The 25860-nt window shown below is 68.0% G+C and carries 38 protein-coding genes; 34 read left to right on the top strand and 4 right to left on the bottom strand.

Features of this window, described 5'->3' with window-relative positions:
* The 29 genes from rpsS (at nucleotide 1) to truA (ending at nucleotide 16263) form a co-directional block, all read left to right on the top strand.
* Nucleotides 1–282: a 30S ribosomal protein S19 gene (rpsS, locus tag A3IC_RS0106415; RefSeq protein ID WP_020549233.1), complete on the top strand. Its 282-nt coding sequence runs from the start codon at nucleotides 1–3 to the stop codon at nucleotides 280–282.
* A gap of 43 nt (nucleotides 283–325) precedes the next feature.
* Nucleotides 326–670: a 50S ribosomal protein L22 gene (rplV, locus tag A3IC_RS0106410; protein WP_026217944.1), complete on the top strand. Its 345-nt coding sequence runs from the start codon at nucleotides 326–328 to the stop codon at nucleotides 668–670.
* Nucleotides 670–1545, top strand: coding sequence for a 30S ribosomal protein S3 (gene rpsC, locus A3IC_RS0106405; protein WP_020549231.1), 876 nt, complete (start codon nucleotides 670–672; stop codon nucleotides 1543–1545). The genes rplV and rpsC overlap by 1 nt, the downstream gene beginning before the upstream one ends.
* A 5-nt stretch (nucleotides 1546–1550) precedes the next feature.
* Nucleotides 1551–1970 (top strand): 50S ribosomal protein L16, encoded by a 420-nt coding sequence (rplP, locus tag A3IC_RS0106400; protein WP_020549230.1) that lies wholly within the window; start codon nucleotides 1551–1553, stop codon nucleotides 1968–1970.
* Entirely contained in the window at nucleotides 1970–2203 is a 234-nt protein-coding gene (gene rpmC, locus A3IC_RS0106395; RefSeq protein ID WP_020549229.1) for a 50S ribosomal protein L29, read from the top strand. Before rplP ends, rpmC begins: the two co-directional genes overlap by 1 nt.
* Entirely contained in the window at nucleotides 2200–2481 is a 282-nt protein-coding gene (gene rpsQ, locus A3IC_RS0106390) for a 30S ribosomal protein S17 (RefSeq protein WP_020549228.1), read from the top strand. The genes rpmC and rpsQ overlap by 4 nt, the downstream gene beginning before the upstream one ends.
* Before the next feature lie 62 nt (nucleotides 2482–2543).
* Entirely contained in the window at nucleotides 2544–2912 is a 369-nt protein-coding gene (gene rplN / locus A3IC_RS0106385) for a 50S ribosomal protein L14 (RefSeq protein ID WP_020549227.1), read from the top strand.
* Between the two features lie 15 nt (nucleotides 2913–2927).
* Nucleotides 2928–3251, top strand: a complete 324-nt coding sequence (gene rplX, locus A3IC_RS0106380) for a 50S ribosomal protein L24 (RefSeq protein WP_026217943.1) — start codon at nucleotides 2928–2930, stop codon at nucleotides 3249–3251.
* On the top strand, nucleotides 3251–3820 hold the full coding sequence (gene rplE, locus A3IC_RS0106375) for a 50S ribosomal protein L5 (protein WP_020549225.1): 570 nt from the start codon (nucleotides 3251–3253) through the stop codon (nucleotides 3818–3820). The genes rplX and rplE overlap by 1 nt, the downstream gene beginning before the upstream one ends.
* 44 nt (nucleotides 3821–3864) lie before the next feature.
* On the top strand, nucleotides 3865–4050 hold the full coding sequence (locus A3IC_RS0106370) for a type Z 30S ribosomal protein S14 (protein WP_020549224.1): 186 nt from the start codon (nucleotides 3865–3867) through the stop codon (nucleotides 4048–4050).
* A 188-nt stretch (nucleotides 4051–4238) separates the two neighbouring features.
* Nucleotides 4239–4637, top strand: a complete 399-nt coding sequence (gene rpsH / locus A3IC_RS0106365; protein ID WP_020549223.1) for a 30S ribosomal protein S8 — start codon at nucleotides 4239–4241, stop codon at nucleotides 4635–4637.
* 18 nt (nucleotides 4638–4655) lie between these two features.
* On the top strand, nucleotides 4656–5195 hold the full coding sequence (rplF, locus tag A3IC_RS0106360; RefSeq protein WP_020549222.1) for a 50S ribosomal protein L6: 540 nt from the start codon (nucleotides 4656–4658) through the stop codon (nucleotides 5193–5195).
* Nucleotides 5196–5197: 2 nt separating this feature from the next.
* Nucleotides 5198–5581 (top strand): 50S ribosomal protein L18, encoded by a 384-nt coding sequence (rplR, locus tag A3IC_RS0106355; RefSeq protein ID WP_020549221.1) that lies wholly within the window; start codon nucleotides 5198–5200, stop codon nucleotides 5579–5581.
* Nucleotides 5582–5627: 46 nt separating this feature from the next.
* Nucleotides 5628–6233: a 30S ribosomal protein S5 gene (gene rpsE, locus A3IC_RS0106350; protein WP_020549220.1), complete on the top strand. Its 606-nt coding sequence runs from the start codon at nucleotides 5628–5630 to the stop codon at nucleotides 6231–6233.
* On the top strand, nucleotides 6233–6415 hold the full coding sequence (rpmD, locus tag A3IC_RS0106345; RefSeq protein ID WP_020549219.1) for a 50S ribosomal protein L30: 183 nt from the start codon (nucleotides 6233–6235) through the stop codon (nucleotides 6413–6415). The genes rpsE and rpmD overlap by 1 nt, the downstream gene beginning before the upstream one ends.
* 1 nt (nucleotide 6416) lies before the next feature.
* Nucleotides 6417–6875 (top strand): 50S ribosomal protein L15, encoded by a 459-nt coding sequence (rplO, locus tag A3IC_RS0106340; protein WP_020549218.1) that lies wholly within the window; start codon nucleotides 6417–6419, stop codon nucleotides 6873–6875.
* A gap of 352 nt (nucleotides 6876–7227) precedes the next feature.
* Nucleotides 7228–8550 carry a preprotein translocase subunit SecY gene (secY, locus tag A3IC_RS0106335; RefSeq protein ID WP_020549217.1) on the top strand — a complete coding sequence of 441 codons (1323 nt, stop codon included), beginning with the start codon at nucleotides 7228–7230 and terminating at the stop codon, nucleotides 8548–8550.
* Nucleotides 8551–9204, top strand: coding sequence for an adenylate kinase (locus tag A3IC_RS0106330; protein ID WP_020549216.1), 654 nt, complete (start codon nucleotides 8551–8553; stop codon nucleotides 9202–9204).
* A 168-nt stretch (nucleotides 9205–9372) separates the two neighbouring features.
* The gene (map, locus tag A3IC_RS0106325; RefSeq protein ID WP_205354265.1) at nucleotides 9373–10140 is read left to right on the top strand and encodes a type I methionyl aminopeptidase; all 768 of its coding nucleotides are present in this window, start codon (nucleotides 9373–9375) and stop codon (nucleotides 10138–10140) included.
* A 71-nt stretch (nucleotides 10141–10211) separates the two neighbouring features.
* A complete protein-coding gene (locus A3IC_RS61890) occupies nucleotides 10212–10814 on the top strand; it encodes a DUF1707 SHOCT-like domain-containing protein (RefSeq protein WP_158695832.1) in 603 nt (200 codons plus the stop codon).
* Nucleotides 10815–10849: 35 nt separating this feature from the next.
* Entirely contained in the window at nucleotides 10850–11230 is a 381-nt protein-coding gene (locus A3IC_RS0106315) for a DUF1707 SHOCT-like domain-containing protein (RefSeq protein ID WP_158695831.1), read from the top strand.
* A gap of 196 nt (nucleotides 11231–11426) precedes the next feature.
* Nucleotides 11427–11648, top strand: a complete 222-nt coding sequence (gene infA, locus A3IC_RS0106310) for a translation initiation factor IF-1 (RefSeq protein WP_018382544.1) — start codon at nucleotides 11427–11429, stop codon at nucleotides 11646–11648.
* Nucleotides 11649–11764: 116 nt separating this feature from the next.
* The gene (gene rpmJ / locus A3IC_RS0106305; RefSeq protein WP_009740505.1) at nucleotides 11765–11878 is read left to right on the top strand and encodes a 50S ribosomal protein L36; all 114 of its coding nucleotides are present in this window, start codon (nucleotides 11765–11767) and stop codon (nucleotides 11876–11878) included.
* A 182-nt stretch (nucleotides 11879–12060) separates the two neighbouring features.
* Complete coding sequence (gene rpsM / locus A3IC_RS0106300; RefSeq protein ID WP_020549212.1) at nucleotides 12061–12441, top strand: 30S ribosomal protein S13; 381 nt, start codon at nucleotides 12061–12063, stop codon at nucleotides 12439–12441.
* 67 nt (nucleotides 12442–12508) lie between these two features.
* Nucleotides 12509–12910: a 30S ribosomal protein S11 gene (gene rpsK, locus A3IC_RS0106295; RefSeq protein ID WP_020549211.1), complete on the top strand. Its 402-nt coding sequence runs from the start codon at nucleotides 12509–12511 to the stop codon at nucleotides 12908–12910.
* Between the two features lie 28 nt (nucleotides 12911–12938).
* A complete protein-coding gene (rpsD, locus tag A3IC_RS0106290) occupies nucleotides 12939–13565 on the top strand; it encodes a 30S ribosomal protein S4 (RefSeq protein ID WP_020549210.1) in 627 nt (208 codons plus the stop codon).
* A 118-nt stretch (nucleotides 13566–13683) separates the two neighbouring features.
* Nucleotides 13684–14700, top strand: a complete 1017-nt coding sequence (locus A3IC_RS0106285; protein ID WP_020549209.1) for a DNA-directed RNA polymerase subunit alpha — start codon at nucleotides 13684–13686, stop codon at nucleotides 14698–14700.
* A 98-nt stretch (nucleotides 14701–14798) separates the two neighbouring features.
* Entirely contained in the window at nucleotides 14799–15320 is a 522-nt protein-coding gene (gene rplQ / locus A3IC_RS0106280) for a 50S ribosomal protein L17 (RefSeq protein WP_020549208.1), read from the top strand.
* A 100-nt stretch (nucleotides 15321–15420) separates the two neighbouring features.
* Complete coding sequence (gene truA / locus A3IC_RS0106275; protein ID WP_020549207.1) at nucleotides 15421–16263, top strand: tRNA pseudouridine(38-40) synthase TruA; 843 nt, start codon at nucleotides 15421–15423, stop codon at nucleotides 16261–16263.
* A 24-nt stretch (nucleotides 16264–16287) separates the two neighbouring features.
* On the opposite strand, the gene A3IC_RS61885 is transcribed toward truA, so the two are convergent.
* Complete coding sequence (locus tag A3IC_RS61885) at nucleotides 16288–17343, bottom strand: hypothetical protein (protein WP_158695830.1); 1056 nt, start codon at nucleotides 17341–17343, stop codon at nucleotides 16288–16290.
* A gap of 356 nt (nucleotides 17344–17699) precedes the next feature.
* Between A3IC_RS61885 and rplM the strand changes: the two genes are divergently transcribed.
* The 3 genes from rplM (at nucleotide 17700) to glmM (ending at nucleotide 20198) form a co-directional block, all read left to right on the top strand.
* Entirely contained in the window at nucleotides 17700–18143 is a 444-nt protein-coding gene (gene rplM / locus A3IC_RS0106265; RefSeq protein WP_020549205.1) for a 50S ribosomal protein L13, read from the top strand.
* 41 nt (nucleotides 18144–18184) lie between these two features.
* Nucleotides 18185–18670: a 30S ribosomal protein S9 gene (gene rpsI / locus A3IC_RS0106260; protein ID WP_020549204.1), complete on the top strand. Its 486-nt coding sequence runs from the start codon at nucleotides 18185–18187 to the stop codon at nucleotides 18668–18670.
* Between the two features lie 160 nt (nucleotides 18671–18830).
* Nucleotides 18831–20198 carry a phosphoglucosamine mutase gene (glmM, locus tag A3IC_RS0106255; RefSeq protein ID WP_020549203.1) on the top strand — a complete coding sequence of 456 codons (1368 nt, stop codon included), beginning with the start codon at nucleotides 18831–18833 and terminating at the stop codon, nucleotides 20196–20198.
* A gap of 21 nt (nucleotides 20199–20219) precedes the next feature.
* Here glmM and A3IC_RS0106250 read toward each other — a convergent pair whose 3' ends face one another.
* Nucleotides 20220–21194 (bottom strand): DUF389 domain-containing protein, encoded by a 975-nt coding sequence (locus A3IC_RS0106250; RefSeq protein WP_020549202.1) that lies wholly within the window; start codon nucleotides 21192–21194, stop codon nucleotides 20220–20222.
* 19 nt (nucleotides 21195–21213) lie between these two features.
* Entirely contained in the window at nucleotides 21214–22182 is a 969-nt protein-coding gene (gene coaA, locus A3IC_RS0106245) for a type I pantothenate kinase (RefSeq protein ID WP_020549201.1), read from the bottom strand.
* A gap of 93 nt (nucleotides 22183–22275) precedes the next feature.
* Between coaA and glmS the strand changes: the two genes are divergently transcribed.
* Nucleotides 22276–24126, top strand: a complete 1851-nt coding sequence (glmS, locus tag A3IC_RS0106240) for a glutamine--fructose-6-phosphate transaminase (isomerizing) (protein ID WP_026217942.1) — start codon at nucleotides 22276–22278, stop codon at nucleotides 24124–24126.
* A 99-nt stretch (nucleotides 24127–24225) separates the two neighbouring features.
* On the opposite strand, the gene A3IC_RS0106235 is transcribed toward glmS, so the two are convergent.
* Entirely contained in the window at nucleotides 24226–24765 is a 540-nt protein-coding gene (locus tag A3IC_RS0106235; RefSeq protein WP_020549199.1) for a MarR family winged helix-turn-helix transcriptional regulator, read from the bottom strand.
* 112 nt (nucleotides 24766–24877) lie between these two features.
* On the opposite strand from A3IC_RS0106235, the gene A3IC_RS0106230 reads away from it, so the two are divergent.
* On the top strand, nucleotides 24878–25852 hold the full coding sequence (locus A3IC_RS0106230) for an EamA family transporter (protein ID WP_052173230.1): 975 nt from the start codon (nucleotides 24878–24880) through the stop codon (nucleotides 25850–25852).
* The last annotated feature ends 8 nt before the right edge of the window (nucleotides 25853–25860 follow it).

Here is a 25860-nt window from a genome sequence, read left to right as displayed (position 1 = left end):
ATGCCGCGCAGTCTCAAGAAGGGACCCTTCGTCGACGGCCACCTCATCAAGAAGGTGGACGTACAGAACGACAAGGGAACCAAGAACGTCATCAAGACCTGGTCCCGCCGCTCGATGATCGTCCCGGCGATGCTGGGCCACACGATCGCGGTGCACGACGGCCGTAAGCACGTCCCGGTGTTCGTGACCGAGTCGATGGTCGGCCACAAGCTCGGCGAGTTCGCGCCGACTCGGACCTTCCGCGGTCACGAGAAGGACGACCGGAAGTCGCGTCGTCGCTGACGCGGCGAATCGCATGGATATCGAGATGAGCAAGGGGACGTCGATGGAAGCCAGGGCTCAGGCGCGGTACATCCGCGTCACGCCCATGAAGGCCCGCCGTGTGGTGGACCTCATCCGTGGCATGAACGCCGCGGAGGCCCAGGCGGTCCTGCGATTCGCTCCGCAGGCCGCGAGTGAGCCGGTCGGCAAGGTGCTGGACAGCGCCATTGCCAACGCCGGTCACAACCACAACCTGGACACGAACATCCTGTACGTGTCCGCCGCCTACGTGGACGAGGGTCCGACCCTCAAGCGTTTCCGTCCGCGGGCACAGGGCCGGGCGTACCGCATCCGCAAGCGCACCAGCCACATCACCGTGGTTGTCGCCGAGAAGGAGAGGACCCGCTAGTGGGCCAGAAGGTTAACCCGCACGGGTTCCGTCTCGGCATCACCACGGACTTCAAGTCCCGGTGGTACGCCGACAAGCTGTACAAGGACTACGTCGGCGAGGACGTCAAGATTCGTCAGATGATGACGAAGGGCATGGAGCGCGCCGGGATCTCGAAGGTAGAGATCGAGCGCACCCGTGAGCGCGTCCGCGTCGACATCCACACCGCCCGGCCGGGCATCGTCATCGGCCGTCGTGGTGCGGAGGCAGACCGCATCCGCGGTGAGCTGGAGAAGCTCACCGGCAAGCAGGTCCAGCTGAACATCCTCGAGGTGAAGAACCCCGAGGTGGACGCCCAGCTGGTCGCGCAGGGTGTGGCCGAGCAGCTCTCGAGCCGCGTGTCCTTCCGCCGTGCGATGCGCAAGGCGATGCAGAGCTCCATGAAGGCCGGGGCCAAGGGCATCAAAATCCAGTGCGGTGGGCGTCTGGGTGGGGCCGAAATGTCCCGCTCGGAGTTCTACCGTGAGGGTCGCGTGCCGCTGCACACGCTGCGCGCCAACGTCGACTACGGCTTCTTCGAGGCCCGTACGACGTTCGGTCGCATCGGCGTGAAGGTGTGGATCTACAAGGGCGACGTCAAGAACATCGCCGAGGTCCGTGCCGAGAACGCCGCGGCTCGTGCCAGCAACCGTCCCGCCCGCGGCGGCGCTCCCGAGCGTCCCCGTCGTGGTGGCGAGGGTGGCGGCGGCGGTCGTGGCGGCGAGCGCGGCGGCCGTGGTGGCCGCAGCGGACGTCCGCAGCAGAACGACGCGCAGGCCACCGGTTCCTCGGACACCGGCTCCGCGCCGGCGGCCGAGGCTGTGAACTCGGCGCCCGAATCCGGATCGGAGGCCTGACCCCGATGCTGATCCCCCGCAGGGTCAAGCACCGCAAGCAGCACCACCCCAAGCGTGGTGGCCGCGCCAAGGGCGGTACGGAACTGGCGTTCGGCGAGTACGGCATCCAGGCCCTCGGCCAGGCGTACGTGACCAACCGTCAGATCGAGTCCGCTCGTATTGCCATCACCCGGCACATTCGCCGTGGTGGCAAGGTGTGGATCAACATCTACCCCGACCGTCCGCTGACCAAGAAGCCTGCCGAAACCCGCATGGGTTCCGGTAAGGGCTCGCCCGAGTGGTGGGTCGCGAACGTCAAGCCCGGTCGGGTGATGTTCGAACTGTCGTACCCGAACGAGAAGGTGGCTCGTGAGGCGCTTACCCGCGCCGTGCACAAGCTGCCGATGAAGTGCCGGATCGTCCGGCGCGAGGCTGGTGAGGCGTGATGGCGGCCGTTACCAAGGCGTCCGAGCTCCGCGAACTCGGTGACGAGGAAATCGTCGCCAAGCTCCGCGAAGCCAAGGAGGAGCTGTTCAACCTCCGTTTCCAGGCGGCGACCGGGCAGCTCGAAAACCACGGGCGGCTCAAGGCTGTCCGTAAGGACATCGCCCGGATCTACACGCTGATGCGCGAGCGCGAGCTGGGCATCGACGTGCAGGAGACCGGAGGCGCGGCGTGAGCGAGAAGACTGAGATGACTGAAGCAGCCCGGGGTTTCCGCAAGACCCGTGAGGGCCTCGTCGTCAGCGACAAGATGGACAAGACCGTCGTTGTCGCCGTCGAGGACCGCGTGAAGCACCCGATGTACGGCAAGGTCATCCGCCGCACGAACAAGCTGAAGGCTCACGACGAGCAGAACGCCTGTGGCGTCGGTGACCGTGTCGTCCTCATGGAGACTCGGCCGCTGTCCGCCAGCAAGCGTTGGCGCATCGTCGAGATCCTCGAAAAGGCCAAGTAGCGAGCGCCGGTCGCCCCACCAACCGTGGGTCGTGACCGCGACGTGACGATCAGGAGTTAGACGTGATCCAGCAGGAGTCGCGACTGCGAGTCGCCGACAACACGGGTGCGAAGGAGATTCTCTGCATCCGTGTGCTCGGTGGCTCCGGCCGGCGCTACGCGGGCATCGGGGACGTCATCGTTGCCACCGTCAAGGACGCGATCCCCGGTGGCAACGTGAAGAAGGGCGACGTCATCAAGGCGGTCATCGTGCGGACCGTGAAGGAGCGCCGGCGTGTCGACGGCTCCTACATCCGCTTCGATGAAAACGCCGCCGTTGTCCTGAAGAACGATGGCGAACCCCGAGGCACCCGTATTTTCGGCCCGGTCGGCCGTGAGCTTCGTGAGAAGAAGTTCATGAAGATCATCTCGCTCGCGCCGGAGGTGCTCTAACCAATGGCGAAGGCGATGAAGATCAAGAAGGGTGACCTGGTACAGGTCATCACCGGCAAGGACAAGGGCAAGCAGGGCAAGGTCATCGCGGCCTACCCGCCGAAGGAGCGCGTCCTGGTCGAGGGCGTCAACCGGATCAAGAAGCACACCAAGGTCGGTCAGTCCGCCAAGGGTGCCAAGACCGGTGGCATCATCACCCAGGAAGCCTCCATCCACGTCAGCAACGTGATGCTGGTGGTGGAGAAGGACGGTAAGAAGGTCCCGACGCGGACCGGCTTCCGGTTCGATGACGAGGGCAACAAGATCCGGTACGCCAAGCGGACCGGTGAGGACATCTGATGACGGTCACCACTGAGGCGCGCGAACTGCCGCGTCTGAAGCAGCGTTACCGCGAGGAGATCCTCGGCAAGCTGCGTGAGGAGTTCTCGTTCGAGAACGTCATGCAGGTTCCGGGCGTCACCAAGATCGTGGTCAACATGGGTGTGGGCGACGCCGCCCGCGACTCGAAGCTGATCGACGGCGCGATCAAGGACCTGATGGCCATCACCGGCCAGAAGCCCCAGGTCACGAAGGCCCGCAAGTCCATCGCGCAGTTCAAGCTGCGTGAGGGTCAGCCGATCGGCGCGCACGTTACACTGCGCGGCGACCGCATGTGGGAGTTCCTCGACCGTCTGCTGTCGATCGCTCTGCCGCGTATCCGCGACTTCCGCGGCCTCTCGCCGAAGCAGTTCGACGGTCGTGGCAACTACACCTTCGGTCTCACGGAGCAGTCGATGTTCCACGAGATCGACCAGGACAAGATCGACCGCGTTCGCGGCATGGACATCACTGTGGTGACCAGCGCCAAGAACGACGACGAGGGCCGCGCTCTGCTGCGTCTCCTCGGCTTCCCGTTCAAGGAAGCGTGAGCAGTCGGCTCGCCGACTGAGGAACGCAACAAGGAGACTGAGACGTGGCGAAGAAGGCCCTGATCGCAAAGGCCGCCCGCAAGCCGAAGTTCGAGGTTCGTGGCTACACGCGCTGCCAGCGCTGTGGCCGCCCTCACTCGGTGTACCGCAAGTTCGGCCTGTGCCGCGTGTGCCTGCGCACGATGGCGCACGCCGGCGAGCTGCCGGGCGTCACCAAGAGCAGCTGGTAGTTCGCGGCGGCCGTTTCGGCGGCCGACGCGACCCGGCAACATCGCCCGTCCCGCGGGGACGGGCGAGAACAGTAACGACGTCGTAGGTCCCGCACCGCAGTCGTCGCCTCGCCGCCCTCTCTCGGGAGGGCGGCGGGGCGAGGGATCGCACGCCGGGAAACCACGGCGAGAAAGGCCTTGAGGCCGTCATGACCATGACCGACCCCATCGCAGACATGTTGACCCGTCTGCGGAACGCCAACTCGGCATATCACGACGACGTCGTGATGCCGTTCAGCAAGATCAAGTCGCACATCGCGGAGATCCTCCAGCAGGAGGGTTACATCCAGGGCTGGCGCGTCGAGGACGCGGAGGTGGGCAAGAAGCTCACCGTCGTCCTCAAGTACGGCCCGAACCGCGAGCGCTCGATCGCCGGCGTCCGCCGTGTGTCGAAGCCCGGTCTGCGGGTGTACGCAAAGTCCACGAACCTGCCGAAGGTGCTCGGTGGCCTCGGCGTCGCGATTATCTCGACGTCGACCGGTCTCCTCACCGACAAGCAGGCGGCCAAGAAGGGCGTGGGCGGGGAAGTCCTCGCCTTCGTCTGGTAAGGGAAGGGAAGGAGAGCAATGTCGCGCATCGGACGTCTCCCCATCCCGGTTCCCACCGGTGTGGACGTCACCATCAATGGCCGCGAGGTTGTCGTGAAGGGCCCCAAGGGTTCCCTGTCGCACACCATCGCCGCCCCGATCGAGATCGCAAAGTCGGATGACGGCACCCTCGCGGTGACCCGTCCCGACGACGAGCGTCGCTCGAAGGCCCTGCACGGGCTGTCCCGGACGCTGGTGGCGAACATGATCACTGGTGTGACCCAGGGATACATCAAGAAGCTCGAGATCAGCGGTGTCGGTTACCGAGTCCAGGCGAAGGGCTCCTCGCTGGAGTTCGCGCTCGGATTCAGCCACCCCGTCGTCGTCGAGGCCCCGGAGGGCATCACCTTCGTGGTCGAGGCCCCGACCCGTTTCTCGGTCGAAGGCATCGACAAGCAGAAGGTCGGTGAAATCGCCGCGAACATCCGCAAGCTGCGGAAGCCCGACCCGTACAAGGCCAAGGGCGTCAAGTACGCCGGCGAGGTCATCCGCCGCAAGGTCGGAAAGGCTGGTAAGTAGGCATGGCTGTCGGCGTGAAGACCGGCAAGGGCGTCGCGAAGAAGTCTGTCGCACGCAAGCGCCGGCACATTCGGGTGCGGAAGAAGGTTTCCGGCACCCCGCTGCGGCCCCGTCTCGTCGTGAGCCGCTCCACCCGTCACATGGTGGCGCAGGTTATCGACGACATCGCCGGCCACACTCTCGCTTCGGCCTCCACGATGGACCCGTCCATCCGTGGTGGTGAGGGCGACAAGACCGCTCAGGCTCGCAAGGTCGGCGAATTGGTCGCCGAACGCGCGAAGGCTGCCGGTGTAGAGGCTGTCGTGTTCGACCGCGGTGGTAACAAGTACCACGGTCGTATCGCCGCCCTCGCGGATGCCGCACGCGGAAACGGGCTCACCTTCTGAGCCCGCTGCTCCGGACAAGCTTCGAACGACAGATGAGGACATTCTGATGGCTGGACCCCAGCGCCGCGGTGGCGGCGCCGGCGGCGGCGAGCGGCGGGACCGGCGGGATCGACGTGATGGTGGCGCAGCCGCCGAGAAGACCGCTTACGTCGAGCGCGTCGTCGCGATCAATCGCGTCGCCAAGGTCGTGAAGGGTGGTCGTCGCTTCAGCTTCACCGCGCTGGTCGTGGTTGGCGATGGCGATGGCACCGTAGGTGTCGGTTACGGCAAGGCCAAGGAGGTGCCGGCCGCGATCGCCAAGGGTGTTGAAGAGGCCAAGAAGCACTTCTTCAAGGTCCCCCGTATCCAGGGCACCATTCCGCACCCGATCCAGGGTGAGAAGGCTGCCGGCGTCGTGCTCCTGAAGCCGGCTTCGCCGGGTACCGGTGTCATTGCCGGTGGCCCCGTGCGCGCCGTGCTCGAGTGCGCCGGCATCCACGACGTGCTGAGCAAGTCGCTCGGTTCGTCGAACCCGATCAACATCGTGCACGCGACCGTCGCGGCGCTCCAGGGGCTCGTTCGCCCCGAGGAGATCGCGGCTCGTCGTGGCCTGCCTCTGGAGGACGTGGCTCCGGCCGCGCTTCTGCGGGCCCGCGCGGGGGTTGGTGCGTAATGGCACGTCTCAAGGTCACGCAGACCCGATCCAAGATCGGTGGCAGGCAGAACCAGCGGGACACTCTCCGTTCGCTCGGTCTCAAGCGCGTCCACGACGTGGTCGTCAAGGAAGACCGCCCGGAGATCCGCGGCATGATCGCGACGGTGTCGCACCTCGTCACCGTCGAGGAGGTCGACTGACATGGGTGCTGACAACCCGCTGAAGGTGCACCACCTGCGGCCCGCCCCGGGCGCCAAGACCGCCAAGACCCGCGTGGGTCGAGGCGAGGGCTCCAAGGGTAAGACCGCCGGTCGTGGCACCAAGGGCACCAAGGCTCGTTACCAGGTGCCGGCCCGCTTCGAGGGTGGGCAGATGCCGCTGCACATGCGGCTGCCCAAGCTCAAGGGCTTCAAGAACCCGTTCCGGGTCGAGTTCCAGGTCGTGAACCTGGACAAGATCGAGTCCCTGTACCCCGACGGTGGCGAGGTCACCGTCGAGGGTCTGATCGAGAAGGGCGCGGTTCGCAAGAACCTGCCCGTCAAGGTCCTGGGCACCGGCGAGATCTCGGTCGCCGTTCAGGTGAAGGTGCACGCCTTCTCCGGCTCGGCGAAGACGAAGATCGCCGCCGCGGGCGGTTCGGCCGACGAACTGTCGGTCTGACCCGTAGGCGTGGACAAGGTTTGACCGTCATGGCCCGTTCGGATCGGTACCGAACGGGCCTTGACGTCGTTGGAGGCTATAGCGCAGGGGCGTCACGCCGGTAAGGTGGTGACGCCCCTGTGATTTGCTGTGCCGTGGGGGCCGGCTCATTGCTCCACCCCCACACATGACTTGCTCTGTTTTCACCGTGTGTTGCGTCATGTCGCAGGAACGTCGGACCGGGGCGATACTTCCGGGCCGTCGGCGCTGTTATTGTCCGTGAGGTTCCCTGTACGGGACCTGACCAGTGGTCCTATCCGGACCGACGACTCGATCGACTCGCCCCTAAGACGGGCGGGGCGCAGGAGGCAGTGTGCTCACCGCGTTCGCCAGGGCGTTCCGCACGCCCGACCTGCGCAAGAAGCTGCTGTTCACGTTGGCGATCATCGTCCTCTTCCGGATCGGGTCGCATATCCCGGTACCGGGCGTCTCGTTCGAGATGGTGCGCTCTTGCGTGGAGGACTCCAACCGGAACAGCCTGTTCGGCCTCGTGAACATGTTCAGCGGCGGCGCGCTGCTGCAACTCACGATCTTCGCGCTGGGGATCATGCCGTACATCACGGCGAGCATCATCCTGCAGCTGCTGACCGTGGTGATCCCGCGGCTGGAGGCCCTCAAGAAGGAGGGCCAGTCCGGCACCGCGAAGATCACCCAGTACACCCGGTACCTGACCATCGCGCTGTCGATCCTCCAGTCGACCGCGCTGATCGCCACCGCCCGCAGCGGCGCGCTGTTCTCCAGCGCTCGCAGCGCGACCTGCGACCCGCAGGGCATCGTCCCGGACGACTCGCTCTTCCGGGTGATCGTCATGGTCGCCGTGATGACCGCCGGCACCTCGACGATCATGTGGCTCGGTGAGCTGATCACCGACCGCGGCATCGGCAACGGCATGTCGATCCTGATGTTCGTCTCGGTCGCCGCCGGTTTCCCGGCCGCGCTGTGGACCATCAAGGAGCAGGGCACCATCGGCGGCGGCTGGGTGCCGTTCTTCACCGTCATCGCCATCGGCCTCGTGATGGTCGGCCTGGTGGTCTTCGTGGAACAGGCGCAGCGCCGGATCCCGGTGCAGTACGCCAAGCGCATGATCGGGCGTCGCGCCTACGGCGGGACCTCGACCTACATCCCGCTCAAGGTGAACCAGGCGGGCATCATCCCCGTCATCTTCGCCTCGTCGCTGCTGTACATCCCGGCCCTCATCGCTCAGTTCAGCGGTGGGAAATCGGACTGGGCGGTGTGGATCGAACGCCACTTCGTCAAGGGCGACCACCCGTTGTACATGATCACGTACTTCTTGCTGATCGTCTTCTTCGCCTTCTTCTACGTGGCCATCACGTTCAACCCCGAAGAAGTAGCCGACAACATGAAGAAGTATGGTGGCTTCATTCCGGGGATCCGCGCCGGCAGACCGACCGCGGAATACCTGAACTACATCCTCACCAGGATCACGTGGCCCGGATCGTTGTACCTGGGCATGATCGCGCTGGTACCCAGCATCGCGCTCGTGCTCTTCAACGCCAACCAGAACTTCCCGTTCGGCGGCACGAGCATCCTGATCATCGTGGGAGTGGGTCTGGAAACCGTGAAGCAGATCGAGAGTCAGCTCCAGCAGCGCAACTACGAAGGCTTCCTCCGCTAAATGCGTATCGTTCTCGTGGGGCCTCCCGGCGCGGGTAAGGGAACCCAGGCCCAGTACATCGCCGCCAACCTGTCGATTCCCGCCGTCTCGACCGGTGACATCTTCCGCGCCAACGTGAGTCAGGGCACCCCGCTCGGCCGCGAGGCGAAGACCTACATGGACGCGGGCAACCTCGTACCCGACGAGGTGACCATAGGCATGGTCCGGGAGCGCCTGGCGCAGCCGGACGTAGCCGCCGGTTTCCTTCTCGACGGGTTCCCGCGCAATACCGCCCAGGCCAAGGTGCTCGACGAGATCCTCGCCGAGAACGACAGCGAGCTCGACGTGGTGCTCGAACTCAAGGTCGACGACTCGGAGATCATCCAGCGCATCTCCGGCCGCCGGCAGTGCCGGGCCAATGGGCACGTCTGCCACATCCTGACCGACCCGCCGAAGGTGCCGGGCGTCTGCGACGAGTGCGGCAGCGAGTTGTACCAGCGCGACGACGACCGCGAGGAGACCGTCCGGCACCGCTTGGACGTGTACAAGGAGCAGACCGAACCCTTGGTCGGCTACTACTCCGAGCGCCACCTCCTGCTGCCCATCCAGGCGACGGGTCCGGTCAAGGAGGTCACCGGGCGCGCGATGACCGCGCTTCGGGAGTTCGGCGCCTGATCGGGCGTCGACCGCGACAGACATCACACATGGGCGATCCGGGGAAACCCCGGATCGCCCATCGTGTTTTTCAGCCGAGACCATTCGGCCGGGACAAGGCTTCGGCCGAGCGAAGGCTTCGGCGATATACAGACGAGGACGGCCATGCCGGTGTTCAGGAAGCGGCAGATGCGAATCGAACGCAAGACGCCCGAGCAGATCGAGAAGATGCGTCGTGCCGGGGCCGTCGTGGCGAACACGCTGGAGTTGCTGCGTGAGGCGGCGAAGCCCGGAGTGACCACGGCCGATCTGGATTCGATCGCCGAGCGCTCGATCCGCGCGGCGGGCGCGATTCCCTCGTTCAAGGGCTATCACGGCTTCCCGGCGTCGATCTGCGCGTCGGTCAACGACGTGGTGGTGCACGGGATTCCGGACGAGACGCCGCTGCGGGACGGGGACATCATCTCGATCGACTGCGGCGCGATCCTGGACGGCTGGCACGGCGACTCGGCGGTCACCGTGCCGATCGGTACGGTGCGGCCCGAGGTGCTCGAACTGAGCCGGGTGTGCGAGCAGTCGATGTGGGCGGGCATCGAGGCCGCGGTGGCCGGTGGTCGGCTGACCGACATCAGCCACGCGGTGGAGAAGTCGATCCGGGCCAATCCGCTGCCGGGCGGTGCCAAGTACGGCATCGTCGAGGACTACGGAGGCCACGGCATCGGCACCGAGATGCACCAGGACCCGCACGTGCTCAACTACGGGCCCGGCGGCCGGGGTCCGCGCCTGGAGGTCGGCGTGTGCCTGGCGATCGAGCCGATGGTCACCCTCGGCAAGCCGGACACCTACACGCTGCCCGACGAGTGGACGGTCAAGACCACGGCGGGCGGCCACGCGGCGCACTGGGAACACTCGATCGCGATCACCGAGAACGGGCCCGTGGTACTGACCCGTCCCTGATGCCAGGCCCCCCGTCGATGGTGGGGCTGGCACCATGTACGACGCCTCGGGGCCTGCCTAGTGTCGAAGCCATGGTGAGGCATCCGACCATGCGGGCATCCGACGTCGACCGTGAAGCGGCGGTGACGCTTCTGCGCGACCACCATGCGGTCGGACGGTTGACGCTCGCAGAGTTCAACGAACGTATGGGGGCCGCCTTCGGGGCGGTCACGCTGGGGGAGTTGGCCCGGCTGATCTCCGATCTGCCGCCGCCCGAACACCTGGAGGCGGACGTCGAGGTGATCCGCGCGCGGATGGCCTATGAGGTGGCCCGCACCCGGGCCGCCCTGGGGCGGCCGGTCGCCCCGGAGTCGCCGGTGCTCGCGGCGCCCGCGATGTGGCCGGCGCCCAGGCCGGCGCCGCCGCCGGTGCGGGACCGGGTGCGCCGGGATGCGGGCCCGGCGCCGCGGGAGCCGCGGGATCGGGACGGGTGGGTGGCCGGGGCGCGGGCCCTGCGGGCGGCGTGGACCGCGCTGAACGCGATCACCGCGTTGAACGTGGTGATCTGGCTGCTGGTCGCGGTGGCCGGCCCCGGAGTCGTGTACTTCTGGCCGGTGTGGGTCTACGGTCCGGCCGCGGCGGTGTTGGGCTCGATCCAGATGTGCCTGCGGCGGCACGGGCGCCCCTCGCCCTGATGACCGAGCGCCGCGACAGGGCCTACGCTCGTGGTATGGACCGTGATCGAAACGCGCCCGCGACCCCCGCGGACCGCGAACGTGTGACCGCCGAGCTGCGCGAGCACCTCGCGTCGGGCCGGCTTGCGCTGTCCGAATACCGGGCGCGCCTGGATGCGGTCCGCCGAGCGGGTACGGTGGGGGAGCTCGACGCGGTCACGGCGCAGTTGCCGGGCCGCGAGGATCGGGACGACGCGGCGGGTGCGACGCCGCCGCGGGAGTACCAGCCATACGTCGACGCGCCTCCACGACCCGGTGCCTACGGTCCGGCGGAGGGGCGGCGTCCGCGGGTTTCCAACGCGACGTTGAACAAGGTCTGGTTGGTCGTGATGTCACTCGGCGTGCTGGTGTGGGCGCTGGTCTACTTCGTGAGGTAGACCCGAAGGTCCCGGCGGGAACGGAACCGGTGGTTCCGGGCCCGGTTTCGCTTTCATCGGCCGAGTGCCTTAGACTGACTCGTCGGCTCACATGTAGCCAGGTTTGGCGCGCCCGTCATCTGGGCGCCAAAAATTTGAGCTTCGTCATGTGCGCCGGGTAACGGTAGCTGACCCCGAGATACGAAGCGCGGAGGACATGCCCAAGAAGCAAGGGGCCATCGAAATCGAGGGCACCGTCATCGAGTCGCTCCCCAACGCCATGTTTCGCGTGGAGCTTCAGAACGGGCACAAGGTCCTCGCGCACATCAGTGGGAAGATGCGGATGCACTACATCCGAATCCTTCCGGACGACCGGGTCGTCGTCGAGCTGAGCCCGTACGACCTGACCCGCGGCCGGATCGTCTACCGCTACAAGTAGGCGAGCCCCAGCCCTGCCCACGCCGTGCGTGGTGTGCGGGGCTTGGACGCAAACCGATAACCGACTCGGCGACGGCGGCGTGCCCGCACGCCTTCGTCACACGTACCGGAGAAATCATGAAGGTCAAGCCGAGCGTCAAGAAGATCTGCGACAAGTGCAAGGTGATCCGCCGTCACGGCCGGGTCATGGTGATCTGCGAGAACCTGCGCCACAAGCAGCGCCAGGGCTGAGCAACACCCCCTTCGCACAACGAGCGATCGACGCGCGACGCACCCCGTAAGAGCCGCAGCACCCGACCCCCGCCTCGTGCGGGACGCCACCCTCGGCCGGAGGCCGAGGACCGAGGACATCTCCAGAAGGTGTGCCGGACCGGTGCTGGGCCAGACCTCCGACTAAACCAGGAGCCACACATATGGCACGCCTCGTCGGCGTCGACCTCCCCCGTGAGAAGCGGGTCGAGGTCGCTCTGACCTACATCTTCGGCGTCGGGCGCACTCGTGCGCTGGACACGCTGAAGAACACCGGTGTCAACCCTGACACCCGCGTCCGCGATCTCGCCGAGGACGACCTGATCAAGCTTCGCGACTGGATCGAGTCGAACTACCGCGTCGAGGGTGACCTCCGCCGCGAAGTTCAGGCCGACATCCGCCGCAAGGTCGAGATCGGTTGCTACGAAGGTCTGCGTCACCGTCGCGGTCTTCCCGTCCGCGGTCAGCGCACCCACACCAACGCGCGTACCCGCAAGGGCCCGCGTCGCGCGATCGCCGGCAAGAAGAAGCCGGGCAAGAAGTAGTCCGCGTACGACGGATCACGCGGTCCTCAATTCGTAGCGGACCGACGACCTCAGGAGTTTCCAGCAGATGCCTCCCAAGAGCCGCGCGGGCGCCAAGAAGGTGCGCCGCAAGGAAAAGAAGAACGTCGCTCACGGGCACGCCCACATCAAGAGCACGTTCAACAACACCATCGTTTCGATCACGGACCCCAGCGGCAACGTGATCTCGTGGGCCTCCGCGGGCCACGTCGGCTTCAAGGGCTCGCGCAAGTCGACCCCCTTCGCCGCGCAGATGGCCGCCGAGTCCGCCGCGCGCCGTGCCCAGGAGCACGGCATGCGCAAGGTCGACGTTTTCGTCAAGGGCCCGGGTTCCGGTCGTGAGACCGCCATTCGTTCGCTGCAGGCCACCGGCCTGGAGGTTGGCTCCATTCAGGACGTCACCCCCGTGCCGCACAACGGCTGCCGCCCCCCCAAGCGCCGCCGCGTCTGACCAGCAGCTGACTAGGAGTTAAAGAACAATGGCGCGTTACACCGGCGCGGACTGCAAGCGCTGCCGTCGCGAGAAGATGAAGCTGTTCCTCAAGGGCAGCAAGTGCGAGGGCCCGAAGTGCCCGATCGAGATTCGGCCTTACCCGCCGGGTGAGCACGGTCGTGGCCGTACCAAGGACAGCGAGTACCTGCTGCAGATGCGCGAGAAGCAGAAGTGCGCGCGCATCTACGGTGTGCTCGAGAAGCAGTTCAAGGGCTACTACGAGGAAGCGAACCGTCGCCAGGGCAAGACCGGCGAGAACCTGCTTCGCATCCTCGAGTCGCGCCTGGACAACGTGGTCTACCGCGCGGGCTTCGCCAAGTCGCGTGACCACGCCCGTCAGCTGGTTCGCCACGGCCACATCGTGGTCAACGGCGTCAAGACGGACATCCCGTCGTTCCGGGTCTCCGACAACGACATCATCGAGGTCCGCAAGGACTCGGTCGAGCTGACCCCGTTCGTGGTCGCCCGTGCCGAGGCCGGCGAGCGCACCGTCCCGGCCTGGCTCGAGGTCATCCCGGGCAAGATGCGCATCCTCGTGCACTCCCTCCCCGCGCGTCAGGTCATCGACACGCAGGTGCAGGAGCAGCTCATCGTCGAGCTCTACTCCAAGTAAGAGCTCAGCGGGATCGGGCGGACCGAGCCGGGTTTTCGACAAACCTCGGCATCGGTTCGCCCGTATCCTTGTTTCCACTGGCGTCAAATAGCGGGCGCCATCACCAGGAGGCATCCCCATGCTTATCGCTCAGCGGCCGACCCTGACCGAGGACGTCGTCGACGAATACCGTTCGCGGTTCGTCATCGAGCCCCTCGAGCCCGGCTTCGGCTACACGCTCGGCAACTCGCTTCGTCGCACGCTCCTCTCCTCGATCCCGGGCGCGGCTGTCACCAGCATCCGGATCGACGGCGTCCTGCACGAGTTCACCACCGTGCCGGGTGTCAAGGAGGACGTCACCGACCTCATCCTGAACATCAAGCAGCTGGTCGTCTCCTCGGAGCACGACGAGCCGGTCGTGATGTACCTGCGCAAGCAGGGCCCGGGTGTGGTCACCGCCGGTGACATCGCGCCGCCGGCCGGTGTCGAGGTGCATAACCCCGACCTGGTCCTGGCGACGCTGAACGCCAAGGGCAAGCTGGAGATGGAGCTGACCGTCGAGCGCGGTCGCGGCTACGTCTCCGCGGTGCAGAACAAGCAGGCGGGCCAGGAGATCGGCCGCGTGCCGGTCGACTCGATCTACTCGCCGGTGCTCAAGGTCACGTACAAGGTCGAGGCCACCCGTGTCGAGCAGCGCACGGACTTCGACAAGCTGATCGTCGACGTCGAGACCAAGCAGTCCATGCGTCCGCGTGACGCGATGGCCTCCGCGGGCAAGACGCTGGTCGAGCTGTTCGGTCTCGCGCGCGAGCTGAACATCGACGCCGAGGGCATCGACATGGGCCCGTCGCCGACCGACGCCGCGCTCGCCGCCGATCTGGCGCTGCCGATCGAGGAGCTCGAGCTCACGGTCCGCTCGTACAACTGCCTCAAGCGCGAGGGCATCCACACCGTGGGTGAACTGGTCGCGCGCAGCGAGGCCGACCTGCTGGACATCCGCAACTTCGGTGCGAAGTCCATCGACGAGGTCAAGGCGAAGCTCAACGGGATGGGCCTGGCCCTCAAGGACAGCCCGCCCGGGTTCGACCCGACCGCCGCCGCGGACAGCTTCGGCGACGAGGACGACCACGGCTTCGCGGAGACCGAGCAGTACTGAGCTTCGCCGCGAGGCGTAGCCACCACCCGGGCCGACCGGCCCGGGTGGACTGACGCCGGTACCTGACACGGCCGGCGCAGGAATATCTAGGAGAGAACATGCCCAGGCCCACCAAGGGTCCGCGCCTCGGCGGCGGCCCGTCCCACGAGCGGCTGATCCTGGCCGCTCTCGCGACGGCGCTGTTCGAGCACGGTCGGATCACCACGACCGAGGCCAAGGCGCGTCGGCTGCGTCCCGTCGCCGAGCGACTGATCACCAAGGCGAAGAAGGGCGACCTGCACAACCGTCGCCAGGTGCTCACGATCGTTCGTGACAAGAGCGTCGTGCACTCGCTGTTCGAGGAGATCGCTCCCCGGTACGAGAACCGCCCGGGCGGTTACACGCGCATCACCAAGATCGGCAACCGCAAGGGCGACAACGCGCCCATGGCGGTCATCGAGCTGGTCGAGGCGCTGACCGTGGCGCAGACCGCGGTCGGCGAGGCCGAGGCCGCCACGAAGCGCTCGGTCAAGGAGCAGGAGACCGCCAAGGTCGAGACGGCGAAGGCCGTCGAGACCGAGGAGGCGCCCGCCGCCGAGGCCGAGCAGGCCGAGGAGAGCAAGGACGCCGACAAGGCCTGACGGTCTCGTCGGATGCTCCACGCGTTCTGAATCACAGTGCGAGCCCGTTCCCCGTATTCCTACGGGGGACGGGCTCGCGCCATGCCCGGAGGTGGTTGACGTGGTGCGCTTGCGCATCGATCTGTCGTACGACGGCACCGAGTTCGCGGGCTGGGCCCGACAGCGCGAGTTGCGCACCGTGCAGGGCACGCTGGAGAGCGCCCTGACCACCGTGCTGCGGCTGGCCGAGCCGGCCCAGCTCACCGTGGCCGGCCGGACCGACGCGGGGGTGCACGCGCGAGGCCAGGTGGCCCATCTCGATGTACCGGACGAGGTCTGGGCCGCGGTGGGCGACGTGGCCCTGCGCCGGGTCACCGGGGCGCTGCCGCGGGATCTGCGGGTGCGCGACATCACCGTGGCGCCCGAGGGCTTCGACGCGCGGTTCGGTGCGATCTGGCGGCGCTACGCGTACCGGGTGTGCGACGCGCCGGGCGGGGTGGATCCGCTGCGGCGGGGCAGCGTGGTGTGGCACGACCGGCCGTTGGACGAGACCCGGATGAACGCGGCGGCGCGGCGGTTGTTGGGCGAGCACGACTTCGCGTCGTTCTGCCGCAAGCGCGAGGGCGCCACGACGGTGCGCTGCCTTCAGGACTTCTCCTGGGCGCGCGAGACGCCGACCGGGGCCGAGGTGGGTCCCGCGTTTCGGCCGGTGATCGTGGCCACCGTGCGGGCGGACGCGTTCTGCCACAACATGGTGCGCTCGCTGGTCGGCGCGATGCTGGCGGTGGGTACCGGGCGCAAGCCGGTGGACTGGCCGCTGGAGGTGCTCGGGCGCGCGGTGCGCGACTCGGGCGTGCATGTCGCGCCCGCGCACGGGCTCACCCTGGAGGAGGTGGCCTATCCGGCGGACGCGTTGCTCGCGGACCGGGTCACCGCGACCCGGCGGCGCCGCGACGGCGGCTGAGTCGGGGCGGCGACCCGGACCGGGTCAGCCCTGGATCTGCTCCAGGGCCTTGCGCTTGTTCTCCTCGTCGATCTCCTTGGACTTCGCCTCGCCGCGCGCGGTGAGCGAGTTCCACAGGAACTTGTCCACGTCGTCCTGGGCCTGGGCCATCGGCTTGTCGTCGCCGACCGGGTCCTTGCCGTTGGCGTACCAGTCGAGGGTGAACAGGGCGTAGCGACCGACGGAGTTGCGCAGCTTGCCGTGCTTTTGCTTCTTGGTGTCCAAGACCTTGATGCCGGGGCCGGCCAGTGGCAGGAGTTCGCCGCCGTCCTTGCCGTTCTTGATCGCGTTCGCCTTGTCCGCGGACGGGAAGGAGGCGACCGCGGCGGTGGAGACGATGCCGTCCGGGCCGACCACCGCGAGCCGGATGAGCTGGGTGCACTGCTGATTGCGCGCGGCCGGGCCGAGCTTGCCGTCGGTACCGTCCGAACAGGTGTTGTCCAGCTTGCTCGCGACCACCGAGTACTGCCGCCCGTTGACGGTGAACTTCGAGCTGGGGAACAGCGATTCGACCGTGAACGGCGCGTTGTCCAGGGCCGGGTCGGCGAGCACGTCCTGGGCCGGGGGCGGCGGCGGGACGGTGGGTGCGGGTCGGAAGGTCGGCTTGGCCGGGGCGAAGGACGTGGGGGAGGGGCCGGTCGAGGAGCCTGGTCCGGCGCTCTTCTTGTCGTCGCCGCCGGACATCGCCAGGGCCGCGGCGACCACGCCGCCGACCAGCGCGAGGCCGAGCACGGCGCCACCCACGGTGAACAGCAGCCGACGGCGCCGGGCCGCCGAGTCCCGCTGCTCCGCCAGCGCGTCCCAGTCGGGCCCCGCCGAACCGGCGAACTGCTGTTGCTGCGTTGGCTGTTCGGGGACGGGCCGGGATTGCGCGAAGGGTTGCTGGGGCTGCTGATGCGGTTGTTGCGCGTGTGGGTCGTGCGCGTGCGAGGGGAACGGGTCCCACGTGTGCTGTGGCTGACCCGGCGTGCCGGGCCCGCCCGGGCGCACGCTCCACGGTTGCTGCCCGTCGTCTCCCGGTGGTGTACCGACCCCCGACATACCCGCCCCCTGCAAGGAATGACCCGCCTCGGCTCCCCATCCGCCGATGCTCCAGTCGTTCGGCGCATCGTACCTATCCGCCGATCCGGTCAGGGCCGGCGTGGCATGGCGGGAGCACCCATGCCGATGGCTTACGCTGGGGAGGGGCATGAGCAGATCATTGCCCCCTTGCTCGTTTTGACCGGCACCCCCTTGACCCGGTATTGTGCCGGTTCGTTGTGCGTATTGGCTTGCTTGAGTGGAGTCGGTACGCCGGGCCGCCGGCCACCGGAGTCCGCATTCGGTTCGGAATCACTCCCGGACAGCCAGTCGGCATCCGTCAGCACACACTCACGAAGAAGCGAAGGCTATCGACCGTGCGCACGTACAGCCCCAAGCCCGGCGACGTCCAGCGTCAGTGGCACGTCATCGACGCGACCGATGTCGTGCTCGGCCGTCTGTCCACCCAGGCTGCTGCCCTGCTCCGGGGTAAGCACAAGCCGGTGTACGCGCCGCACGTCGACACCGGCGATTTCGTCATCATTGTGAACGCCGACAAGGTGCACCTGTCGGGCAACAAGCGCAGCCAGAAGATGGCGTACCGCCACTCCGGCTACCCGGGTGGCCTCCGCGCCGTCCGCTACGACGAGCTGCTGGAGAAGAACCCCGAGAAGGCCGTGGAGAAGGCCATCAAGGGCATGCTCCCGAAGAACACCCTGGGCCGGCAGATGTTGTCGAAGCTCAAGGTGTACCGCGGTTCCGAGCACCCGCACTCGGCGCAGCAGCCGGTTCCGTTCGAGATCACCCAGGTCGCGCAGTAGTCACGGCCACCGCCTGACGAACGAATAGTTTGAGGAGAACAGTGGCCGAGACCATTGCAGAAACCCCGATCGAGGAGACCGAGGGTCTTCCGCTCGAGAGCTACACGTCCGAGTCGCTCGCCTCGCGCTTCAGCGAGCCGCAGGCGGGTTCGGCCACGGGTCGCCGCAAGGAAGCCGTCGCGCGCGTCCGCATCGTGCCGGGCACCGGCAAGTGGAAGATCAACGGGCGCACGCTCGAGGAGTACTTCCCGAACAAGGTGCACCAGCAGCTGGTCAACGAGCCCTTCAAGGTGCTCGAGCTGGACGACCGCTACGACGTGCACGCCCGCATCCACGGTGGCGGCGTCTCCGGCCAGGCCGGCGCGCTGCGTCTGGGTGTGGCCCGTTCGCTGAACGAGGCCGACGTCGAGGCGAACCGTCCGGCGCTCAAGAAGGCCGGCTTCCTGACCCGTGACCCGCGTGCCACGGAGCGCAAGAAGTACGGTCTGAAGAAGGCGCGCAAGGCGCCTCAGTACAGCAAGCGCTAAACAGCCTCGCAGCACCCTCTGCGGCTGTGCACAGCGTCATCAGGCCCCGGGGGCACGGTTCGTGCCCCCGGGGCCTGATGCGTTTTCCGGCGACACTCCTGCGGGAGTGGCGTCGGGAGTAGTGTCCGAGACATCCGGAATGTATGCGGGAGATCCAACTGTGGGACGACTCTTCGGTACGGACGGCGTGCGTGGCCTGGCGAATGGCCGGCTGACCGCGGAACTGGCGCTCGATCTGGCGGTCGCCGCCGCGCGGGTGTTGGGAGCGCGCGGTCGCAACGGGATTCCGCAATCAGGGCACGGTCGCCGGCCGTTCGCCGTGGTGGGTCGTGACCCCCGGGCGTCCGGAGAGTTCCTGGAGGCCGCCGTGGTCGCGGGTCTGGCGGGGGCGGGCGTGGACGTGTACCGCGCCGGTGTGCTGCCGACGCCGGCGATCGCCTATCTGACCGGGCTGCTCGGCGCGGACATGGGCGTGATGCTCTCGGCGAGCCACAACGCGATGCCGGACAACGGGATCAAGTTCTTCGCGCGCGGCGGCCACAAGCTGCCGGACGACGTGGAGAACGAGATCGAGGCGCTGCTGGGCACCGCGTGGGAGCGGCCCACCGGATCCGGGGTCGGCCGGGTGCAGGACCACCCCGAGGGCCACGAGCGTTACGTCGAACACCTGTTGTCCTCGCTGCCGCATCGCCTGGACGGGCTCAAGATCGTGGTGGACTGCGCGAACGGCGCCTCCTCGGCGGTGGCACCGGACGCGTTGCGCCGGGCCGGGGCCGAGGTGATCGCGATCCACGCGGAGCCGGACGGCCTGAACATCAACGACAACTGCGGCTCCACGCACATGGACGCTCTTGCCGCCGCGGTGGTCGAGCACGGTGCGGACGCGGGCATCGCGCACGACGGCGACGCGGACCGGTGCCTGGCCGTGGACGCGCGCGGCGAGTTGGTCGACGGCGACGCGATCCTGGCGGTGCTCGCGCTGGCGATGCGCGACGGCGGGCAGCTCGTGGAGAACACGCTGGTGGCCACCGTGATGTCCAACCTCGGGCTCAGGCTGGCCATGCAGGCCGCGGGCATCAAGATGGTGGAGACCGCGGTCGGCGACCGCTACGTCCTGGAGGCCATGCAGGCCTCCGGCCTGTCGCTGGGCGGCGAACAGTCCGGCCACGTGGTGCTGTTGGACCACGCGACCACGGGTGACGGCACCCTGACCGCGCTTCGTCTGCTGGCGCGCGTCGCGGAGACCGGCAAGCCGCTGCACGAACTGGCCTCGGTGATGACCCGGTTGCCGCAGATGTTGGTCAACGTCGCCGGGGTGGACCGCACCCGGGTGCACACCACGCCCGAGCTGGCCCAGGCCGTCACGCTGGTGGAGGAGCGCCTGGGCGAGACCGGTCGGGTATTGCTGCGCCCGTCGGGTACCGAGCCGCTGGTGCGGGTGATGGTGGAGGCGCGGACGCACGACCAGGCGCGCGACGAGGCGACGGGCCTGGCCGAGATCGTGCGGACCCTGCTCGCGCTCGAATAGCCGAGCCGAACTCCCACGGCTTCAGGAAGACTTGGCGACCCCCGTCGACGGTGACGGGGGTCGCCGCTTGGCATGTGCCGCCTGCAGGCTCCACAGGCCGCGCTGGAGGAGCAGGGTGAGGGTGCCCGCGAGCACGATGCCGACCAGGTTCAGGCCGAGTTGGCCCAGTGAGCCGGCCGCCTGCGCGTAGTCGGTGTACCGGATCGCCACCGCGGCGTTCGCGGCGGCGGGCACGGTGGTGACCGAGATCAGGACGCCGATCAGCGCACCGGACTTGGCACTGGTCAGCGAGAGCATGCCCGCGACGCCGGCGAGCAGCGCGACCCAGAACGAGAGCCAGTCCGGCTGGAAGATGAACTCGGTCAGCGGGCGCGGGCGTTCGAGCATTTCGCGGTCGAACAGGCCGAGCACGTCCAGGAGCGCGGTGAACGCCATGGTGATCGCGATCGCCACCGGGAAGCCGACGAGCAGGGCGAGTGCACTGCGGCCGGCGAGTCGGGGCCGGCGCTGCACCGCGGCCACGCACAACCCGGCGAGCGGACCGAATTCGGGTCCCACCACCATCGCGCCGACGATCAGGATCGGGTTGTCGAGCAGTACGCCGCACGCCGCGATCATGGTGGCCACCGCCAGGAAGGCCAGGAACGTCACGGAGAGCACGGACTCCTCCGAGGTGGCCGCCTCGATCTCCTCCCACACCACGGAGTCGGCGCTGTCGCCCGGTGCGTTCCGCTCCGCTCGGTCCGCGGACCGGGACAACATCACGTCCAGGTCCTCAAGCGCGATCGAGCCGTCCTTGTGCAGGTCCAACGCGCGCAGTTCGGTGAGCACCGCACTGGTGGCCTCGCGCGCGAGATCGCAGGCGATCACGTCGCCCGCGGGCTGCACCGCGGCGCCAGGCCACACCACGAGGTGGGTGGCCGCGGGTTCGGCGAGCAGCAGGTCGCGGACCGCGGTGCTGCGGTCGGCGGGCACGATCAGACGCAGATGGAACATTCGGTGAAGGTACCCGGGGTCACAGCTTGCGCAGCCGCAATCTGCTCACCGAGTGGTCCGCGTCCTTCTGTAGCACCAGGGTGGCCCGGGCCCGGGTGGGTCGGATGTTCTGCACCAGGTTGGTCTCGTTGATCGTCGCCCAGGTGTTCTCGGCGTAGCGCAGCGCGTCCTCGGGGGTCATCACCGCGTATTTGCGAAAGTACGAGGCCGGGTCGCGGAACGCGGTCTGGCGCAGTTTGACGAAGCGTTCCAGGTACCAGCGGCGGATGTCCTGGGTGCGGGCGTCCACGTACACGCTGAAGTCGAAGAAGTCGGACAGCGCGAGCCGGGGCCGGCCGTCGGCGGTGGGCGACGCGGGCTGCAGGACGTTGAGGCCCTCGACGATGAGGATGTCGGGCCGATGGATGGTCAGTCGCTCGTTCGGCACGATGTTGTAGGTCAGGTGCGAGTACACCGGCGCGGTGACCTCGGGTTTGCCCGCCTTGACGTCCGCGACGAAGCGGACCAGGGCGCGTCGGTCGTAGGACTCCGGGAAACCCTTGCGGTGCATGATCCCGCGGCGTTCCAACTCCTCGTTGGGGTAGAGGAAGCCGTCGGTGGTCAGCAGTTCGACGTGCGGGTGGTCGGGCCAGCGGGCGAGCAGTTCGCGCAGGATGCGCGCGGTGGTGCTCTTGCCCACGGCGACGCTGCCCGCGACGCCGATCACGAACGGTATCCCCGGGTTGTCGCCGTTGCCCAGGAACGTGGTCAGCGCGCGGCCCAGGCCGCGGGTGGCGCCGACGTAGAGGTTCAACAGCCGCGACAGCGGCAGGTAGACGTCGGAGACCTCGTCGAGGTCGACCACGTCGCCCAGGCCGCGCAGGCGTTCGAGTTCGTCGGCGGTCAGCGGGAGCGGCGTCCCGGCCCGAAGCCGGGTCCAGGCGGCGCGGTCGAGTTCGACGAAGGGGGACAGGTCGCGAGCCGGCCCCTGAGCCGCGAAGGAGTGCACGCGCCTATTGTCCCGAGTGTGCGCTCGCGACCCGTCGCCGGGCCGTCGAACGCGTTTCCGCCGGCCCGATGGCGACCCCGTAGGCTGGCCCCCATGTGCGGGATTGTGGGATATGTGGGCGCTCAATCGGCGCTGGACGTGGTCATCGGCGGACTCAAGCGGCTGGAGTACCGCGGTTACGACTCGGCCGGGGTGGCCGTGCTCTCCGCCGGTGCCCTGGTGAGCGAGAAGCGGGCCGGGAAGCTGGCGAACCTGGTGGGGGCGCTGGACGAGTCGCCGCTTCCGGCGGGGACGTGTGGCATCGGCCACACGCGGTGGGCCACACACGGTGCGCCCAACGATGCGAACGCGCATCCGCACCTGGACAACGTGGGCCGAGTCGCCGTCGTACACAACGGGATCATCGAGAACTTCGCGGCGCTGCGGGCCGAGTTGGCCGAGCGTGGGCACAAGCTGGGTTCCGAGACGGACACCGAGGTGGTCGCGCACCTGCTGGCCGAGGAGTTCCCGGGCGCGGGTGAGGACCTGGCCGAGGCGATGCGCCGGGTGTGCCGCCGGCTGGAGGGCGCGTTCACCCTGGTCGCGGTGCACGCGGACGCCCCCGACGTGGTGGTCGGCGCGCGTCGCAACTCGCCGCTGGTGGTCGGCCGCGGGGTGGGCGAGAACTTCCTCGCCTCGGACGTGGCCGCGTTCATCGAGCACACGCGCGAAGCGATCGAGCTGGGCCAGGACCAGGTGGTCGAGCTGCGCCGGGACGCGATCACGGTGACCGACTTCGACGGTGCGCCGGCGGCCTTTCGCGAGTACCACGTGGACTGGGACGTGTCGGCCGCCGAGAAGGACGGCTACGACTACTTCATGCTCAAGGAGATCGCCGAGCAGCCCAAGGCGGTCGCCGACACGCTGCTCGGTCGGATCGGCACCGACGGGCGCCTGGTGCTCGACGAGGTGCGGATCGCGGACGAGGTGCTGCGCGAGATCGACAAGGTGGTGATCATCGCCTGCGGTACCTCCTTCCACGCCGGGCTGATCGCCAAGTACGCGATCGAGCACTGGACGCGGGTGCCCTGCGAGGTCGAGCTGGCCAGCGAGTTCCGCTACCGCGACCCGATCCTGGACCGGCAGACGCTGGTGGTGACCATCTCGCAGTCCGGCGAGACGATGGACACCCTGATGGCCCAGCGGCACGCCCGTGAGCAGGGCGCCAAGGTGTTGGTCATCTGCAACACCAACGGTTCGACCATGCCGCGCGAGGCGGACGCCGTGCTGTACACGCACGCCGGCCCCGAGGTCGCGGTCGCCTCGACCAAGGCGTTCCTGACCCAGCTGGTCGCGTGCTACCTGGTCGCGCTGTACCTGGGCCAGGTGCGCGGCACCAAGTGGGGCGACGAGATCACCGAGGTGATCGAGCAGCTCGCGGCGATGCCGGAGATGGTGGAGAAGGTCCTGGACACCATGGAGCCGGTGCGCGAGCTGGCCCGTTCGCTCAGCGACGCCGGTTCGGTGCTGTTCCTGGGTCGGCACGTGGGCTACCCGGTGGCCCTGGAGGGTGCGCTCAAGCTCAAGGAGCTGGCGTACATGCACGCCGAGGGCTTCGCGGCGGGCGAGCTCAAGCACGGCCCGATCGCGCTGATCGAGGAGGGCCTGCCGGTGGTGGTGGTGGTTCCGTCGCCGCGCGGGCGTTCGGTGCTGCACGACAAGATCGTGTCCAACATCCAGGAGATCCGGGCGCGCGGCGCGCGGACCATCGTGATCGCCGAGGAGGGCGACGAGGCGGTCGTGCCGTACGCCGACCACCTGGTGCGCATCCCGGTCACTCCGGTGCTGCTCCAGCCGCTGGTGTCCACCGTGCCGCTCCAGGTGTTCGCGTGTGAGCTGGCCACGGCCAAGGGCCACGAGGTGGACCAGCCGCGCAACCTGGCGAAGTCGGTCACGGTCGAGTAGTTCGACCTGCTCTTCGGCCGCCCCGCGCCTCCTCGAACGAGGGGGCGCGGGGCGGCTTTTGCGTGGTGGGGCCGGACGCGTCGGGGCCTTCGCGGCGGATCAGCCCAGGTGGGTGTCGCCCTGGGCGATCAGGAGCTTGCGCAGCAGGCCGTTGAGCTGGTCACGCTCGGCCCGGTCGAGCACGGCCAGGAAACGGCCCTCGTTCTCCAGGTGACCCAGCATGATGTCGTCCACGAGCCGGACCCCCTCGGGAGTGAGCCTGACCAGGACCGAGCGGCGGTCCTCCGCGCTGACCGAGCGCTCGACCAGTCCCTTCCCGGCGAGCTTGTCCACCCGGTTGGTGATCGCGCCCGAGGTCACCATCGCCGAGCGCAGCAGGGTGCCCGCGCTCACCCCCTCGACGCTGCCGGAGCGGCGCAGGGTGGCCAGCACGTCGAACTCGGAGAAGTCGAGCCCGTACCGGGCGAAGTAGGTGCGCAGCGTCTGGTCGATGTACCGGCGCAGTCGGTTCATCCGACCCACGGCCGCCATCACGTCGAGGCTGCTCGGATCGATGTCGGGGCGCTCGCGGTGCCATTGGTCCCATACGTCGTCGATGGCGTCGCGGGTGTCCACGTCGCGTGTGTCGCGTTCGGTCATGCCGCCAATTTATCTCAACGCTCATCTACTTGACGCTCGCAGATCCAGGGTATTTACTTATCTCAACGTTCAGATAGTCAGTGCTCGCAAAACTAACGTTGAGGTGAATGTCATGGTGGTTCAGGGTGGTAGCAAGGGACTCGGTCGCGTGGGCATGCTCCTGGCGACGGCCGTGGCCCCGGCCACGTGGGGGACCACCTACCTCGTGACCACGGAGATGCTTCCGGCGGACCGCCCGCTGCTCGCCGCCGGCGTGCGGGCGCTGCCCGCGGGCCTGCTCCTGGTCGCCCTGTCCAGGAGACTGCCGACCGGGGTGTGGTGGTGGCGGTCGTTCGTCCTCGGCATGCTCAACGTGGGGCTGTTCTTCCCGCTGATCTTCGCCGGCGCCTACCGCCTGCCCGGCGGGGTCGCGGCCACGATCGGCTCGGTGTCGCCGCTGATCGTCGCGGGCCTGTCGGTCCTGATCCTCAAGGTCCGGCCACAGGCACGAGTGCTGCTCGCCGGCGTCGGCGGCGTGGTCGGTGTCGCCCTGCTCGTGCTCAGCTCGCAGGCCAGGATCGACCCGATCGGCGTCGGGCTGATGCTGCTGGCCACCACCTTGATGGCGATGGGCGTGGTGATGTCGGCGCGCTGGGGTCGGCCCGAGGGCGTCTCGCTGTTGGCCACCACCGGCTGGCAGCTCACCGTCGGCGGCATGGTGATCGTCCCGCTGATGTTCGCGATCGAGGGCATGCCGCCGGTGCCCACCGGCCGCAACCTGCTCGGCTTCGGCTACCTGGTCCTGATCGGCACCGCCCTCGCCTACGTGCTGTGGTTCCGCGGCATCGAGCGCCTCGGCGCCGGCGTGGCGTCCTTCCTCGGCCTGGTCAACCCGGTGGTGGCCACGCTCGCCGGCCTGGTCGTGCTGAGCCAGACGCTGACCCCGCTCCAGGTGCTCGGGCTGCTCATCGCCCTGGGCGCGATGTTGCTCGGCCAGCGGCAGCCCAAGCGGCGCACCGAGATCCGGGTCGACCTGCCGGTCACCCTGGTCAAGGGCGTCCGGGAAACGAAGGAGCGCAACCGGGCCGAGGTCGTCGAGGCATCGTGACCCGACAT

Source organism: Embleya scabrispora DSM 41855 (assembly GCF_000372745.1).
Classification (GTDB): Bacteria; Actinomycetota; Actinomycetes; order Streptomycetales; family Streptomycetaceae; genus Embleya; species Embleya scabrispora.
Note: the sequence above shows the minus strand (reverse complement) of the source record. Positions and strands in the feature narration are given on the sequence as shown.

Coding starts and splice junctions, on each gene's coding strand:
- rpsD (WP_020549210.1), top strand. CDS start 12,939: ATGGCGCGTTACACCGGCGCGGACTGCAAGCGCTGCCGTCGCGAGAAG.
- rplP (WP_020549230.1), top strand. CDS start 1,551: ATGCTGATCCCCCGCAGGGTCAAGCACCGCAAGCAGCACCACCCCAAG.
- A3IC_RS61890 (WP_158695832.1), top strand. CDS start 10,212: ATGGTGAGGCATCCGACCATGCGGGCATCCGACGTCGACCGTGAAGCG.
- rpsE (WP_020549220.1), top strand. CDS start 5,628: ATGGCTGGACCCCAGCGCCGCGGTGGCGGCGCCGGCGGCGGCGAGCGG.
- rplO (WP_020549218.1), top strand. CDS start 6,417: ATGGGTGCTGACAACCCGCTGAAGGTGCACCACCTGCGGCCCGCCCCG.
- rpmJ (WP_009740505.1), top strand. CDS start 11,765: ATGAAGGTCAAGCCGAGCGTCAAGAAGATCTGCGACAAGTGCAAGGTG.
- rplF (WP_020549222.1), top strand. CDS start 4,656: ATGTCGCGCATCGGACGTCTCCCCATCCCGGTTCCCACCGGTGTGGAC.
- A3IC_RS61885 (WP_158695830.1), bottom strand. CDS start 17,343: ATGTCGGGGGTCGGTACACCACCGGGAGACGACGGGCAGCAACCGTGG.
- rpmC (WP_020549229.1), top strand. CDS start 1,970: ATGGCGGCCGTTACCAAGGCGTCCGAGCTCCGCGAACTCGGTGACGAG.
- A3IC_RS0106250 (WP_020549202.1), bottom strand. CDS start 21,194: ATGTTCCATCTGCGTCTGATCGTGCCCGCCGACCGCAGCACCGCGGTC.
- A3IC_RS0106330 (WP_020549216.1), top strand. CDS start 8,551: ATGCGTATCGTTCTCGTGGGGCCTCCCGGCGCGGGTAAGGGAACCCAG.
- A3IC_RS0106315 (WP_158695831.1), top strand. CDS start 10,850: ATGGACCGTGATCGAAACGCGCCCGCGACCCCCGCGGACCGCGAACGT.
- rplE (WP_020549225.1), top strand. CDS start 3,251: ATGACGGTCACCACTGAGGCGCGCGAACTGCCGCGTCTGAAGCAGCGT.
- rpsH (WP_020549223.1), top strand. CDS start 4,239: ATGACCATGACCGACCCCATCGCAGACATGTTGACCCGTCTGCGGAAC.
- A3IC_RS0106230 (WP_052173230.1), top strand. CDS start 24,878: ATGGTGGTTCAGGGTGGTAGCAAGGGACTCGGTCGCGTGGGCATGCTC.
- rpmD (WP_020549219.1), top strand. CDS start 6,233: ATGGCACGTCTCAAGGTCACGCAGACCCGATCCAAGATCGGTGGCAGG.
- rplQ (WP_020549208.1), top strand. CDS start 14,799: ATGCCCAGGCCCACCAAGGGTCCGCGCCTCGGCGGCGGCCCGTCCCAC.
- map (WP_205354265.1), top strand. CDS start 9,373: ATGCGAATCGAACGCAAGACGCCCGAGCAGATCGAGAAGATGCGTCGT.
- rpsK (WP_020549211.1), top strand. CDS start 12,509: ATGCCTCCCAAGAGCCGCGCGGGCGCCAAGAAGGTGCGCCGCAAGGAA.
- glmS (WP_026217942.1), top strand. CDS start 22,276: ATGTGCGGGATTGTGGGATATGTGGGCGCTCAATCGGCGCTGGACGTG.
- rplV (WP_026217944.1), top strand. CDS start 326: ATGGAAGCCAGGGCTCAGGCGCGGTACATCCGCGTCACGCCCATGAAG.
- rplR (WP_020549221.1), top strand. CDS start 5,198: ATGGCTGTCGGCGTGAAGACCGGCAAGGGCGTCGCGAAGAAGTCTGTC.
- rpsM (WP_020549212.1), top strand. CDS start 12,061: ATGGCACGCCTCGTCGGCGTCGACCTCCCCCGTGAGAAGCGGGTCGAG.
- rpsS (WP_020549233.1), top strand. CDS start 1: ATGCCGCGCAGTCTCAAGAAGGGACCCTTCGTCGACGGCCACCTCATC.
- A3IC_RS0106235 (WP_020549199.1), bottom strand. CDS start 24,765: ATGACCGAACGCGACACACGCGACGTGGACACCCGCGACGCCATCGAC.
- A3IC_RS0106285 (WP_020549209.1), top strand. CDS start 13,684: ATGCTTATCGCTCAGCGGCCGACCCTGACCGAGGACGTCGTCGACGAA.
- rplX (WP_026217943.1), top strand. CDS start 2,928: ATGAAGATCAAGAAGGGTGACCTGGTACAGGTCATCACCGGCAAGGAC.
- infA (WP_018382544.1), top strand. CDS start 11,427: ATGCCCAAGAAGCAAGGGGCCATCGAAATCGAGGGCACCGTCATCGAG.